The following is a 15,098-nucleotide window of genomic DNA, read 5'->3' on the forward strand; positions in this document are numbered from 1 at the left end:
CTTTTGTTCGTAAGATGCCTATGTTTGCAGCCACATAAATACCATATGGGAAAAGACAAGCTACGGAAGTTTGCCGAGATTGAAACATTTGCCAACGTGCTGCAGCTCGATGAGGGAAAAGTCATGAAAGGGCAATGGGCGGCTGCGCATTTCGGCAACCGGCAGCCCGTCGTGCTGGAGCTGGCCTGCGGCAAGGGCGAATACACCGTCAATATGGCCAGGATGTTCCCGGGCAGAAACTTCATCGGCATCGACTATAAAGGCAACCGTCTCTGGCGGGGTGCTAAAACCGCGTTGGAAGACGGCATTGCCAATGTAGCGTTCCTGCGCATCCAGATAGAAGACATTCTGGAGTATTTCGCACCCGGCGAGGTAGCCGAAATCTGGATTACCTTTCCCGACCCGCAGCCGCAGAAAAGCCGTGAAAAGAAGCGGCTTACAAATCCGGTTTTTCTGGAGAAATATGCCCGTATTATGGCGTCCGGAGGGCTTATACACCTCAAGACCGACAACGACGGACTGTATGCCTACACGATGGAAAAGCTCGCTGAGGCCGGTTTAGCCGTTGAAGCCAACACGGCAGACCTGTACCATTCGGCGTTGGTGGACGATGTGCTGGCCATTAAGACCTATTACGAGCGCAAATACCTGGCGCACGGCAAAAACATCAATTACGTGAAGTGGCGCTGGCCACAGTGAGCTGCTTGTGCTTCCGTTTGCTGATTTTTTCTGCATTTACCGGCTGCGGCACCTTTACATAATAACCCGTGCCATCGTAGGGGCGCCTGCGCGGGTGCTGCATGCAGGTGTCCGAGCAGCAGCCTTCCATCTTCCAGCCGCAAGCCTCACATTGCGTAAAGTGCTCATTGCATTCGGGGTTGGCACAGTTAATCATCCGGCTCGTGGTGGTGCCGCAGTTAAAACACGTAGACACTACCGTCGGATTTATTGAATTCACGTCTACGGTAACCCGGTTGTCAAACACGTAGCATTTGCCTTCAAAATCTTTGCCGCCCACCGCTTTGCCATATTTGATGATACCGCCGTGTAACTGGTAAACCTCCTTGAATCCTTCTTTGAGCAGCAGGGCGGAAGCCTTTTCGCATTTGATGCCACCGGTGCAGTAGGTGAGTATCTTTTTGTCTTTATACTGGGCCAGCTCGTTTATCTTTTCCGGAAATTCCCTGAAGTTCTCAATATTCAGCGTTACGGCATTTTTGAAACGGCCCACGCTGTGCTCATAGGTGGAGCGCACGTCCAGTATCACCACATCGTCACGGTCTTTCATTTCGAGGAACTCCTGGGGTTCCAGGTGTTTTCCCGTTTCGCGGGTGGGGTCAATCACCTTGGGGTCGCGCAGTCCGGAATGCACGATTTCGGGCTTATAGCGGCAGTGCATTTTGATGAACGAGGGCTGGTCTACCTCATCGATTTTAAAGTCGGTTTTGGCAAACCGCGGGTCGGCATGCACGGCATCCATATACGCTTTGCAGGCTTCAGGTGTGCCCGATACGGTACCGTTGAGGCCCTCATCGGCCACGATGATGCGGCCTACCAGGCCAAGCGATTTACAGAAAGCAAGATGATCGGCGGCAAACTGTTCCGCATTGTCGATGTGGCTGTAGCAATAGTACAGCAGGGTGTGGTATGTCTTCATATGTCCATTGATACCGCTGCAAACGGCGTTTAATGATTTAGCTGCAAAGATAACAAAAAAAATCGGGCGTAAACCCATAGGGATACGCCCGACTTGCTCTTGTCTCGCTTCGGCTATTGGGCCGACAGGAAGAATGAAATCCGCTTCAGCAGGTAGTCATAGTGGTCGCGGTCGGTGCCCTTGGCTTTGCGCCGTAGCTGTTCCACCTGGGCCTGTACGCTGCGCAGTTCTGCAAGGGTGAGCCGCTCAATGAGGAACCACTTATCGCCCATTTGCATGTCCTTATACTGGAAATAGAGCTCATCGTGCCCCATGAGTGAAAAAGCACCGTCATCACCGGCCTGGAGGCAGCACTGTTCGTGCCGTGCACCATGAGGAATGAGCATTTCACCGTTCACCCCATCCGCAAGCGCCTTGCTGCCGGCATCGAGGTCTTTCCGTATGCCAGACATGGCGATGAGCCGGTCCACATACTGCGCCTGCAGCACTTGCCGGTAGTAAGCCGTGGCGTCATCGGCGCTTGTAAAGAGGCCGCTGCGCAGATCGTTCAGCAGGTCTTCCGGGCCATAGGCATCCGGGCCGTTGCGCAGCTGATTGTCCCATAAATAGGCGAGCTTGCCGTTATTCAGTATTTCGCTTTGCAGCATTTTTTTATACAGGCGTTCAAAATACGAAGCCACCGGTACAATGCGCTTTACCCCATTGGTTTGCACGGTTAGCTGCAGGTTCCCCTGCACGGCCTCGCCGAGCCACACCGGGGCTTCCAGCAATTGCTCCAGCAAAAAAGCTACAGCCCGTTGCTGTGTTTCACGGTCGGCATACCGGTACATGGGCTGCTCCTGCCCCTGCACGGGGTAGTATTGTTCTACGCCCGCTATTGCCGTGCTCACATGCAGCAGGTAACGTTCGTATTGTTTAAGCAAGGCCAGCAGTGCCTCCTCTTGTTTTTGGTAGTCTTCTCCCGGCTTAGCAAACCATTCCGGCAGGTGGGCAAGGATGTATCTGATGTTTGCAGCACCGTATTCGCTGGCTTTCACCACATCGTCACCGAGGCTTTCCCGCTGCGAGGTGGGGTCCGTACCGTTTACATCGCCTTCCCCGAAACGGAAGCGCGGGTCATCGGCATGCTTGGCTATCCATTGGTTCAGCGTTTTGGCTTCATCTTCCGGGCGCTGGGCGCCGGGTATGGGCCGGTAGCCCCAATGGATAGCGTACGTATCATACATGCCCAGCCGGGGCGGGGTCAGTTTTACGCCCTTATCGCCGGGTTGGGCCACGTAGTTGAACCGCGCATAATCCATAATGGATGGGGTGGTGCCGTATTTTTGGGTAAACGTAGCGGAACGGAGCGAATCAACCGGAAAAGCCGCAGAAGCAGCCATGTTGTGGCGCAAGCCCAGCGAGTGCCCGATTTCGTGCGCCGTTACGTACCGCAATGCATCGCCGAGCATTTCATCGGCGATATCGGTTGTCCGCGCAGCCGGGTCCACCGCCGCCGTCTGGCTGAAACGCCATTCGGCCAGTAGCTTCAACACGTTGTGGTAGAGGATAACGTCTGACTCGAGGATTTCACCTGAGCGTGGATCAAATACAGACGGTCCTTTGGCATTTGCGATGGGCGACGCGGTGTACCGGATTACCGAGTAGCGCACATCCTCCGGATTGAACGCCGGATCATCCACCGGTGCGTCTTTGGCTTGGATGGCATTTTTGAAACCTGCGGCTTCAAAAGCCGGAATCCAGTCTTCCACACCTTTACGGATGTATTCGCGCCATTTGGCTGGCGTGGAGGCATCAATGTAAAAGACGATGGGTTGCTGCGGTTCCACCAGTTCGCCGCGTTCCATCTTGGTCCGGTCTTCCGGCTTTGGCTCCAGCCGCCAGCGATTGATGAAAAACCGTTGTTTTACGGGCTGGCTTTCGTCGAACGAATGGAACGAGCGGACGAAGTAGCCCACCCGGTTATCGGCATACCGTGGCATCATGGGCTGCTCGGGGAGAAGCACCAGCGACCGGTTTACCGAAATCGTGTACAGGTTGGTGCCTTCCGTTACGGTGAGCAAGCTGCGCACTTCAATATTCTTTTCAAAACTTTGGGTGGAGGTGATGTAGGATCGGTTTTCTTCAACTTTGTACTTACGCGTTTTTCCGGTAAGCAGTTCCATTAAGCTTTTTCCGAAGAAGCCGAGCTCTTCGATATAAGGGACATACAGGCTATGGATGTCTATAATGGCGTTGCCGCTTTCCGCAGTGGCTTTGATGGGAAAGGCCAGCAAGATAGGGTCTACCGTCTGTAATGCCACGGCGTTGCGGAACGCGGTGTCGGTGCCGGTAAACCGCAGCACGTTGCGGGAGGTTACCTTGCGGAGCAGGATCTGCTTGTCGTCGGGCGACTTCTCCCAGCGCAACATCAACCCCGGTTCGGTGCGTTCACCCGCCACGGTCTGGTCAAAATCGCTGCTGCTCATGGCCATGCGCGTAGAAACCATCAGCATGTCCCGGTGCAGCATGCTGTCGGGTATCTCAAAATAGTAGCGGTGATCGGCTTGGTGGACGATGAACATGCCCGAGTCTGACACGACCGGCTTGTCTTTGAAGAAGGCATCGAACGCTTTAATGGGCGACGCCTTGGCCGCATCGCTCTTAGCCGTGTCGGTCTGCGCAGCAACCGTAACGGCAAACATAACGGTGAGCGCGGCGGCGAGTATCGGCTTTAAAAAGAACGTATGGATATGTTGAATATACATGATAGTGATGAAATAAAACGGTTAATAATCTGGGTTTTGGCGGCCAAACAAGATATTGTTGTGCACTTCGCTCTCGGGTACGGGCAGGATGTACTGCGATTCACTGATAACCGTAGGCTTCACTTCGCGGATTTTTCCAAACCGCAGCGAGGCAAACCAGTCGCTACCGTTTTCAAAGCAGAGTTCGCGGATGATTTCTTCATAGATTTCATCCAGCAATGCGCCGGCGTCGGCAGCGGGCGAAGTATACGGCGTTCCAAGGGCTCGTGACACCAGCGTTTCAAGCGGAGCCTTTGCCTCTTCCAGGGGTGCGCCGCTGCGTGCCAGTCCTTCGGCTTGGATGAGGTACATTTCCGCCAGGCGTATGAAGTACGTGGGGCGGTGAAATGTTTGGTTATCCACCTTGAGGATTTGGTTATTGGCTTGGTTGTAGGTAACTGCCTGCCTTGGGTCGCCTTCCAGCAGGTCTTTTGATAAGTCACCCGCAATGGCTGCCAGGTTGGTATACGTAAACCGTTTGCGGTCGGTTGTCGCCGCAGCGGTTACCGCGTCTGTGGCCCGCATCAAGATCATTTCTGTCGAATTGAACCCCGTGCTGAATACTTCGGCAAACGTAGGACTCAGCGACCGCGTTTCCTCGCGGATCACCTCACCGGCAAGGGCAGCAGCCCCGGCATATTCTCCGCGATACAACAGCACTCGTGCTTTCAGCGCTTTGGCGGCGGTCTTGGAAAACAGCACGGGTTTTTCAAAATCCGGGCCGTTCAGGATTGCCTCATCCAGATCATCCAAAATCAATCGGTAAACTTCCGCTACTGTACCGCGTCTTTTGAAGCGGTTGGTGTAGTCAGACGGTTCGTCGCGCACCACCACGCCATAGGTGCTGTTCAGGTCATAGAACTGGCCGAAGAAACGCAGCGCATCGAAATGGGCCATGGCTCTCAGGCCGTGTGCTTGGGCAATGAGTTCCGCCTTTTCCGTGCCAGGCAGTTCGCTGTCGGGCAGCTCTCCCACCAATTTGATAGCCCAGTTGGCATGGTTGGCCAGGCTGTAAAATGCGGTCCACATGTTTGCGACGTCAGTCAGCGTTGGCGACACTTCATTCGTTATGAATTGCAGGTTTACGGCAGCCGTGCCCCGGTCCATGGTCCCCGTTAACAGGGCGGGCACCATTTCGGTATGCATGTGGTAATACTGGTTGTGAAACTGCGCGTACACACCGTTGACCAACGCCCGCGCGCCCGCGGCGTCTTTTACCACGTTATCCTGGTCAAGGTTATTGGGTGGTTCCACATGGAGTACATCGGTCAGCTTCGAGCAGCTGGCCAGGCATAAAATGCATATAATCGCTAATGAATATTTCATGGTGTTATTTTCGTTAAAATCCGGCCCTGATGCCGAAGGTAAATGTTTTAGCCACCGGGAAGTAGCCCAAATCCCGGCCAGCGTTAAGGTCGTTGTTAAACATATGGCTCACTTCGGGGTCTGCGCCCGGATATTTGGTAATGGTAAGCAGGTTACGCGCACTGCCGAACAGTTGTATATTGTTGAAGAAATTGGTTCTGCTCAGCAGATTTTGGGGCAGGTTGTATTCGAGATACAGGTTGTTCAGCCGAAGGAATGATCCGTCATGCACATAATAAGAAGACGTCAGGTAATTACGGTTGGGGTCGCCATATACGGCGCGGGGCTGATCGGTTGGCCGTTCCGGTGTCCATCGGTCCATAACCATGGCGAGCTTGTTTTCACCATAGGAAGGGAGGGTTGTGCCTACGAAGTTGATAGATTGGCTTTGGCTTACCCACAAAATGTCGTTGCCTACGGTATAATTGAACATCGCGGTGAGCCGTAATCCTTTGTATCGGAAGGTGCTGGAAAATCCGCCCCAGATATTCGGCATCGGGTTGCCGATAACGGTTTGGTCAAGCGACGTAATCTTGCCATCCGGCACCCCGTTTGGACCGGTGATATCCCGGAATAAGATGTCGCCCGGCGCTGTGCCGGGTTGGTGATAGATGCCATCGTGCGCTTGTGCGTTTAGCTGGTCGAGTTGTTCCTGCGATTGGATAATGCCATCGGCTACATAGCCGAAGTGCAGGCCGAGGGGCTGGTTCAGCCGCAGTGACCCTCCGCCGGGAGGCGATATGATACCAGTTGTGGAGTTCAGGAAATCTTCGTTGAGCGTTTCCAAGCGGTTCCTGTTGCGCGATGCATTTACCATCATGCTCCAGGTGAAGTCGCCCCTGCGGATAAGGTCTCCTTCAATGGTCAGCTCGATGCCCCGGTTGCGCACGGAGCCGAGGTTGGCAATCGTTGTGGTAAAGCCAGTGCTGAGCGGGGTTTGCATGTGAAACAGGGCATCACGTGTTAGCCGGTCGTAGTAGTCAACCGCGCCGCTCAGGCGACCGTTAAATAGAGAGAAGTCCAGGCCGATGTCGGTTTGCGGGGTTACCTCCCAGCGCAATCCGGCATTGCCCAGCTGCAGCTGGCTGTAGCCCGGCCGGCCATCGTAGTTGTTCGCCTCGTAGAGGGCCCGCCATTGATAGGGCCCGAAGTTCTGCTGGCCCGTCAGGCCCCAGCTGGCCCGCAGCTTCAGTTCCTGCACAAATCCGGCCCACTGCATAAACGGTTCCTCAGAGATACGCCAGCCCGCGGCAAAGGTTGGGAAAAAAGCCCACTGGTTGTTGGTGCCGAATTTAGATGACCCGTCTGTCCGGGCCGAAGCGGTAAACAGATACCTGTCCAGCAGGGTGTAGTTGGCCCTGCCGAAAAATGATATCAAGCCCCATTGGGTCTCGTGAGAACCTATCCACAGGTCGCGTGTTGCGCTGGAGAGGTTGGTTAAGATTTCATCTTGTGCAAACCCTCTTCCGGATGCCTTTAGGTAGCTGTTGCTATCGCCCTGCCAAGACGCTCCCACAACGCCATCCACGTGGTGGATGTCTGAAAAACGCTGGTTGTAATTCAGGGTATTTTCCCATAGCCGTGATATCCCACGGCTGCTACTTTCCTGAGCGTAGCCATCCCCCGGGCCATTGGTCATGTGATAACCGCCCAGGTTGGTATAACCGGGGTAATAACTGCGCTGGTTGCCATTGTTGTAATTGATGGACAGGGCAGACCGTAGCACGAAGTAGCGCGCGAAGTTTGCCTCGGCGAAGATCGAGCCCACCAACAGGTTGGTTTGGTTGGTGTTCAATATATTGGTTCTCGCCACGGGGTTTTCCTGTGAAGAGAAAGGCGAGTAAGTAAAGCTGCCATCCGGGTTATATACCGGAATGTCCGGCCGGTAGGTATAAATGTTAGACAGGCTGGCACCCGGTGTGCTCAGCTGGTCGCTCGTAGACAGGTTGATGTTAGCCCCTATCTTCAGGAAATCGGTCGCTGAAATTTCAATCTTCGAAAGTAAGTTATACCGGTCAAAAGCCGAATTGCGGATAACGCCGTCGTTCCCGGTATAACCCAGGCTTGTAAAATAGCGCAAGCGCTCATTACCCCCGCTCGCAGAAAAATTGACCTGCCGGGTCACCGCGTTGTTTACCCCCGCTTCTTTTGCCCAGTCGGTGTTGGCCGTGCCGAAATAGCTGCCGTCGCGGACGGAATTAATAAACGGGTTGTTCAGCGTGCTGTTGTTGGCCGCTTCGGTCCAGATATCCCGGAACTGGTTGGCGTTCAGCGCATCCGCCACCTGGGCCTGTTGGATGGCCAGCGATGAATTGAACTGGAAAACCGGTTTGCCGGCCGCCGAGCCCGACTTGGTGGTGATGATCACCACACCTCCCGCCGCCCGGGAGCCATAGATGGCCGTGGCCGACGCATCTTTCAGCACGCTGATTGATTCGATATCTGCGGGGTTGAGGTTGTTCAGCGGGCTGTTGAGCCCCAGGTTAAGCATTTCCGTATTGCGGGCGCTGCCATCGTCCGGTATATTGCTTTCTGCAAGCACGGGCACGCCGTCAACCACATACAGCGGTTGGTTTGAGCCCAGCAGAGACGCCGAGCCCCGTATACGCACACGGGTGGCCGCACCGGGCTGCCCGTTTTCCTGCTGCACCATCACGCCCGCAGCGAATCCTTTCAACGATTCTTCCAGGTTCACCACCGGCGGCAAGTCCTGCAACTGGTCGGCAGAAATGGTGGCTACGGAGCCCGTGATGTTTTTGCGGCGTTGGCTGCCATAGGCAATCACCACGGTTTCATCCAGCTCGTTGGAACGCTCTTGCAGGCTGATGTTAATCTGTGCGCGCCCGTTTATTGGCACTTCCGCGGTGGTAAAGGCCAGGTGCGAAAACACAAGGATGGCGTTTTCGGCGGGCACCCGGATGCTATAGCTGCCGTTTTCAGCGGTAAACGCCTGTTGCTGCACGCCGATGGTTTTGCCGCCTGTTTTCACGGCTATCGATACCCCGTTTATCGGATTTCCGGCGGCGTCAGTTACTTGGCCGGTTACGGTCGTTTGCAACCGTACCGTGGTTTTGCTGATTTCGCGTGCCTTGATGACAACGGTATTGTCGTGTATGGTATACGTCAAGGGCTGGTCGCTCAGCAGCTTATCCAGTGCTTCTGTTACGGTAACGTCAACCAAATGTACATCTACCGGGTGCCCCTTCCGCAGCAGTTGACCGTCCACAATAAAATCATAGCCACTTTGTTTGCGCATTTCCGCAAAAACTTCCTCCAGCGAGGCATTCTTTTTCGATAAGGTGAACCGCTGTGCGAATCCGGGTAGCGCAATAGCCTGCGATACCACCAATAGAAAACCAATTATGGTTAATTGCAGCCGCATAAATAATGGAAAATAATGTCCTCCGGCAGAAGCCCGGAGCCTTTTCATAACATAATTAAAATACATAAATTTGAACCTCAAGGTTACCTGTTTTGTTTGGTTATAACTTCAATTAACCTGCTCCTGACGCAGGTGTCGATGGGTAGCTACTTTTTTTGGCCGGGCGTGTTGGCGCACGCCCGGCTTTGTTGTTTACCCGCGTTCGGTAAGTCTATATGATCACCACAACCCTCCTTTCATCGCGGTTAGCACCCTCCTCAATTCTGAATTTAACGTTGCCGGTCATTTCCATGACGCGCAGCACAGACCGGATGTTTTTATTGCGTGACACCATGCCGTAAAACGTGATGCCGGTGGGGTCACCCTCGTATACGACCTCCACATCATACCAGCGTTCGAGCTTTTTCATGATGGTCTCCAGGGGTTCATTTTCGAAAACGAAATCCCCCGCTTTCCAACTTGTTGCGGCGGCAACAGCGGCTTTGGCTACGGTAGTGGTGGCACCTGCTACCGTGCTCTGCTCCCCGGGCGAGAGCGTGTTCACGCTGTTGGATTGCAGGTTAACGATTTGCAAGGCCCCTTCGGTCAAGGTTGTCCGGGTCTCATGTTCGTCCGGGTAGGCGGCTATATTGAACGAGGTGCCCAGCACCTGCGCACGCTGCGCTGCGCTCTTGACGATAAACGGCCTTTCAGGGTCGCTGGCTACCTCAAAATAAGCTTCTCCGGTGACATGGACGATGCGCTGCTGTCTGCCGAATGTGCTGGGGTATTGCAGTGTCGACGCCGCATTCAGCCAAACGGTCGTTCCATCAGACAGCGCTATGCGGAACGTCTGACCGTTGGCAGTAGCCAGTGTGTGGATGCGGTTCGGATCGCCCGTTTGCCGTGGGGCGTCGTAGAACAGCCTTCCGTCCGGTGCTTTACTGACGACTATACCTCCCTCATCGGCTATCGTTCCCGTTGCCGCATCAGCCAGCACAATTTTCCTGCCGTCTGCCAGCGTCAGTGTCGCGCCCGTCTGCCCGGGGGGCACATCCATCGCCTGGGCCATCGGCGCTGCCGCTTGCCGCTGCTGCCGCATGAAAAACCCGAACCCCAATAACAGAATCGCCGCCGCGCCCAGCCAGGCCGCTAAGCGTTGTTGCCGGGCATATCTACGGATAGGGCGCACGTTCACCGGATGGGCTTGCCGGATTTGTCCCAGCATATCGTCCCATTCGGTTTCGTCATATCTGTCCAACGGTTCGGCAGCCGCCATACGGTCGGCCAGCAGGTTACTAATCGCCTCATCATGGGTGCCAGCAGCAAGCAGGGCATAAAGTTCGGCCGTCTCTGCCGGAGTGGCGGTTTTATCGGCATACCGGTCCAATAGTATCGCCAAGCGGTTGCTTTGGCCGTCATTTCCGTTGTTGTTCGTCTCCACGTGGGTTGTTTTTATGGGATGTGACACCCCTCCGCAGCCAAAGGGGTATCCGGCATGAAAAAAATTATTATGACATTGCCATGAACACCGCCAGCGACAGCATGCTGCCCCGGTCGGCAAGGAAGCGGCGGATGTACCGCTTAGCGTGGGTGATTTGTTTTTTAACCGTCTCCCGCGAGATGCCCAGCCGTTTGGCAATCTCCTCGTGCGACAACCCTTCTTGGCGGCTTAGCTCCCAGATGCGTTTCCGTTGGGTAGGCAGTTGGTCCACGGCAGTGTCAATCAATGCGGCGGTTTCCCGGAAGGCCAGGCGTTCTTCCGTGGGGTACGACAGCTCGGTGGCCCCTGCAGCAAGCTGCGCCATCAATTGAGCGTTGCGGCTCACCTGCTTCATGAAATTCAGTGTGCGGTTCGAAGCAACGTGAAAGAGATAAGACGTGGGGTGTTCAATATCGGCGAGCAGTTCGCGTTTGAGCCATAAGTGCACGAAAATATCCTGTACGAGTTCCCTGGCGGCCTCTTCGGCGCGAACCATCTTCAGTATAAAGGGGTAAAGCCGCCGGTTATAATGGTGGAAGATAATTTCAAACGCACGCTCATCGCCCCGGGCCAATCGCGCAAAGAGTTCCGAGTCGTCAATCAAGTTGTGTATCCGTTTTGCCATCCACCACACTCCATCCAGCGTATCGCGGCAAATTTACGGATTTTACGTCATTTTCAGGTGTTGTCACAGGGTATTTACGGTTTTTTGCAGTTCCGGGTCATCCGCCTTCACGGCATAATATTTGGCAATCCGGCCGTCGGGCGCGATAATGAGGTACCGCGGTATCCAGTTCAGGTCAATGGCGTTGGTGAAGGCATTTTTCCAGCCCGTCTTAAACCAGTAGTGTTCGCCCTTCAAATTAAATTTCTGGATGCCGTCTCGCCATTGCTGCTCCTCGCGGTCAAGCGAAAAATATACCGTGCGCACATCGGGGTTGGCCTGTTGGAAGGCGTAAAGTTCGGGAAATCCTTTCAGGCAGTCGGGGCACCACGTGGCCCAGATGTACAGCAACACGGTTTGGCCCTTATTCGCTTCCAATACTGAGCCCGCCGTTGTTTCCTGCCCGTCCAGCGCAAACAGCGGCTGTAGCAGTGCACTATCCGGAAATGCCGTTTTGGAAACCGCCGGGGGTTGTTGTGCCACAGCGGCTTGCGCCATTAAGACGCCGAATATGATGGTGTGGATAAATTTCATGCCCCAAAGGTACGGTTTTCCGAAGTTGCAGGGAAATTTCAGCATGCGGCCGGCCAATGTATCATGTGCATTTTGCGCAGCTTTCCTTTTTGCCTATGTTTGCGAACCAGTTTTAGCCTTTGTTGTTGGAGTTAGCGTAAAAGCCTTAATTTAAAGCCATGAAGAAAACGATATATGTTACCGCTGCGGCCTTTGTCCTTTCTACGGGAGCATTAGCGCAGCGAAGAGACGTCAATTACGATGAGTCAAAAGTGCCGGCCTATACCTTGCCGGATCTGTTGGTTACCCAGCGTGGCCAGCGGGTTACCACTGCCGAACAATGGGAGCGGCAACGGCGACCCGAGATTTTGGAACTTTTCGCCGCCCAGATGTACGGCCGTACGCCTACGCATGCTATTCCGGTACGCTATGAAGTGCTTACCGAGAATCCCCAGGCCCTGGGGGGCAAGGCTACCAGCCGGCAGGTTAAGTTTATTTTCAGCAACGGGAAGAAGACGCTGGAAGCCCTCCTGCTGCTGTATTTGCCAAACCAGGTGACAGGTAAGGTGCCGGTGTTTGTAGGTTACAATTTCAAGGGCAATCACAGCACCACGTTAGACACCACCATCCTTTATTCAAAAAACTTTGCCCTGGTGAAAGAACCCGGCCACCCCGATTGGGAGCGGGGCTGTCAGACCAACCGGTGGCCGTTTGACGATATTATTGCCCGCGGTTACGGCGTGGCCACCATGTGTTACCACGATATCTTCCCCGATAAACCGGGCTTGAAAGACCACAGCGCCGTGTCGCTCTTTCCCGGCTATGGCGAGGGCGAGGAAGCCCCAGATGAGTGGCAGGCTATCGGCGCATGGGCGTGGGGTTCCAGCCGTATTTTGGATTACCTGGCTACAGAACCCCGCATAGCGATGGAGCGCATTGCCATCATGGGCCACTCCCGGCAGGGCAAAGCTGCGCTGTGGGCAGGGGCGCAAGATACCCGCTTCAAAATCGTTATATCCAACGATTCCGGTGCGGGCGGCGCGGCCCTATCCCGGCGTAAGTATGGAGAAACCATTGCCATCGTGAGCGGCATTAAGCCCGCCTGGTTCTGTCCTGCACTTAACCAATACCACGGCCGCGAAGAGGCCATGCCGTTTGACCAGCACCAGCTCATCGCGCTGATGGCGCCACGGCCCGTATACGTGGCCAGTGCCGAGGAAGATCGCTGGGCAGACCCTAAGGGCGAGTACCTGTCTGCTTACCATGCCGGCCCGGCGTATGCGCTATACGGATTGAAAGGCTTGCCCTCGGCTACGCCGCTCCCTGTTCATCAGCCCATCCACAACCACATTGGCTATCATATACGTGCGGGCAAGCACGATGTTACTGACTATGATTGGCAGGCCTTCCTTGATTTCGCCGATAGGCATTTCGGGAAGCCGAACGCCCGATAGGCCCGCATGTTGTGCTGTTACCAGCGCTTTCTCGCGAGGGAGCTGGTAACGGCCTTTCGGGCAGTAAACTTCACAATAAGCTAATCTTAGGTCAATGCCGGCTTGATGTTGCTGCTGTATCCTTGCCCGGTGTAATGGAGCGACATACAGACGCCGATTTGCTGGCGTTGATTCGGCAAGACGATCATCAGGCATTCAGCCGGCTGATGGGAAAATACCGCGCAGCGCTGGTAGGCTATATACGCAAGCGGGTGGGGAGCGGTCAGGAGGCCGAAGACCACGTGCAGGACATTTTTCTCTCCTTATGGCAAAACAGGCATCAGGTCGGCCCCGACCCTTCGGGCAGCCTGGCGGGTTACCTTTATACCGCTGCCAAATATACCGTCATTGACTGCTATGCCAAGCGCAGGGCTGAAGTTCCCTATGGCGATATGCTCGGCGAGATTCTCGATATTGCGGCGCATGAGCGGGTCGATACGGATTACCTGGTCGCCGAGTTGCAGGCCATCATCGGCCATGAAGTTGCACAGATGCCCGGTCGGCTCCGGCAAGTCTATCAGCTGAGCCGTGAAGAAAACCTTTCCATCAAAGAAATCGCCCTTCAGCTCATGCTGTCCGAGCAGACGATAAAGAACAACATTTCGGCCGCGCTGTACCAGCTGCGCAGCGCCATCCGCCGGTATAAGGAGGGCGTTTTGGCCGCCGTGATCCTCCTCCGGTTTGCCATCCAGTTATTTAACGATTGTTTAACCTTGCTTTAAAGTACTTCCTGCCCACTTGCGAGATATAGAGGGCAATGGAAGACAACAAACCAAACGACCAGCAGATCCGGGATCTGCTGCGGCGCTACGTAGCCGGCGAGGCCAGCGATGCCGAGCGCCGGGCAGTAGATGCCTGGTACCGCCTTTTTGTCGATCAGGCCCCGGCGCCGCAGGCAGAAGAGGCGGAGGGGCCGCGCGCCACGGGGGCCGCAACGGCTACGCCTCCAGCCCGGCCGGGTGTTTTCCGGCGCTACCGCTGGTGGGCGGTGGCCGCATCGCTGCTGGTTGCCGTATGGTGGGGCGGCACGCTGCTGTTGCGGAGTGGCCACGAGCCGCAGGGCAACGATAGCGCCACCGTGCGCCTTTTCAGCAGCGCCGAACACCGCAAACGGATCGAGCTGCCGGACGGCACCGTGGTGATGCTCAATGTACACAGCCAGCTCGAAGTGCCCGAAGACTTTAACGCCGGCCATCGGCATGTGGCGCTTACCGGCGAGGCATTCTTCGATGTCGCCAGGATGCCGGAAAGCCCCTTTTCTGTGCGGTCCGGCCTGCTTACCACGCGGGTGCTGGGCACGTCCTTCAATGTAGAGGGGTATGCCGAAGATAAAACGGTGAAGGTCGCCGTGGTAAGCGGGCTTGTCGAGGTGTCGAAAGCCACGGCCGGCAAACCCGATTCGCTGTTGTCCGGGGGCATCGCCAGAAACCAGACCCTTACCTTCCGGAAAGACGACGGTTCGGTAGCCATCCGGACCGAAGACAGCCGCCTCATCAGCGCCTGGCAAACGGGCGAGCTGGATATTAACAGGCTCACCCTGCCCGAGCTGGGCCACAAGCTGGCCCGCCATTTCAACCGCACGCTCGTCATCGACCCGCGGTTGACCGATGATACACGGTATACGATACATTTCGCCAACGAAAATCTACGGGAAATCATGGACGTGCTTGCCGAAATGACCCATGCAAATTTTGAAGAGAAAGGAGGTAAATTGTTGATACAGCCCAACTAAAAAAAACCGGGCGAAGTGCCGCTCGCCCGGAATCTTTCAAAGAT

At 55.2% G+C, this 15,098-nt stretch carries 11 protein-coding genes; 4 read left to right on the top strand and 7 right to left on the bottom strand.

The window, feature by feature from the left end:
- Positions 1-45: 45 nt before the first annotated feature.
- The gene (gene trmB, locus BM030_RS05635; RefSeq protein WP_090972038.1) at positions 46-699 is read left to right on the top strand and encodes a tRNA (guanosine(46)-N7)-methyltransferase TrmB; all 654 of its coding nucleotides are present in this window, start codon (positions 46-48) and stop codon (positions 697-699) included.
- Here trmB and trhO read toward each other — a convergent pair.
- From trhO to BM030_RS05670, 7 genes are all read right to left on the bottom strand, one after another.
- Positions 668-1,657 carry an oxygen-dependent tRNA uridine(34) hydroxylase TrhO gene (trhO, locus tag BM030_RS05640; RefSeq protein ID WP_090972040.1) on the bottom strand — a complete coding sequence of 330 codons (990 nt, stop codon included), beginning with the start codon at positions 1,655-1,657 and terminating at the stop codon, positions 668-670. The two genes, trmB and trhO, sit on opposite strands and share 32 nt — an antisense overlap.
- Positions 1,658-1,770: 113 nt before the next feature.
- Positions 1,771-4,404, bottom strand: coding sequence for a zinc-dependent metalloprotease (locus tag BM030_RS05645; RefSeq protein ID WP_090972042.1), 2,634 nt, complete (start codon positions 4,402-4,404; stop codon positions 1,771-1,773).
- Between the two features lie 21 nt (positions 4,405-4,425).
- The gene (locus tag BM030_RS05650) at positions 4,426-5,769 is read right to left on the bottom strand and encodes a RagB/SusD family nutrient uptake outer membrane protein (protein ID WP_090972044.1); all 1,344 of its coding nucleotides are present in this window, start codon (positions 5,767-5,769) and stop codon (positions 4,426-4,428) included.
- Between the two features lie 13 nt (positions 5,770-5,782).
- Entirely contained in the window at positions 5,783-9,238 is a 3,456-nt protein-coding gene (locus tag BM030_RS05655; protein ID WP_170845643.1) for a TonB-dependent receptor, read from the bottom strand.
- A 163-nt stretch (positions 9,239-9,401) separates the two neighbouring features.
- Complete coding sequence (locus BM030_RS05660) at positions 9,402-10,613, bottom strand: FecR family protein (RefSeq protein WP_139215817.1); 1,212 nt, start codon at positions 10,611-10,613, stop codon at positions 9,402-9,404.
- 67 nt (positions 10,614-10,680) lie between these two features.
- Entirely contained in the window at positions 10,681-11,277 is a 597-nt protein-coding gene (locus tag BM030_RS05665; RefSeq protein WP_090972051.1) for an RNA polymerase sigma factor, read from the bottom strand.
- A 63-nt stretch (positions 11,278-11,340) separates the two neighbouring features.
- Entirely contained in the window at positions 11,341-11,850 is a 510-nt protein-coding gene (locus BM030_RS05670) for a TlpA family protein disulfide reductase (RefSeq protein WP_170845644.1), read from the bottom strand.
- Between the two features lie 158 nt (positions 11,851-12,008).
- Between BM030_RS05670 and BM030_RS05675 the strand changes: the two genes are divergently transcribed.
- The 3 genes from BM030_RS05675 (at position 12,009) to BM030_RS05685 (ending at position 15,054) form a co-directional block, all read left to right on the top strand.
- The gene (locus BM030_RS05675) at positions 12,009-13,283 is read left to right on the top strand and encodes an alpha/beta hydrolase (protein ID WP_090972057.1); all 1,275 of its coding nucleotides are present in this window, start codon (positions 12,009-12,011) and stop codon (positions 13,281-13,283) included.
- A gap of 134 nt (positions 13,284-13,417) precedes the next feature.
- On the top strand, positions 13,418-14,044 hold the full coding sequence (locus BM030_RS05680; RefSeq protein WP_090972059.1) for an RNA polymerase sigma factor: 627 nt from the start codon (positions 13,418-13,420) through the stop codon (positions 14,042-14,044).
- A gap of 35 nt (positions 14,045-14,079) precedes the next feature.
- Complete coding sequence (locus BM030_RS05685) at positions 14,080-15,054, top strand: FecR family protein (protein ID WP_090972062.1); 975 nt, start codon at positions 14,080-14,082, stop codon at positions 15,052-15,054.
- The last annotated feature ends 44 nt before the right edge of the window (positions 15,055-15,098 follow it).

It is taken from the genome of Parapedobacter composti (assembly GCF_900112315.1).
In the GTDB taxonomy this organism is placed as follows: domain Bacteria; phylum Bacteroidota; class Bacteroidia; order Sphingobacteriales; family Sphingobacteriaceae; genus Parapedobacter; species Parapedobacter composti.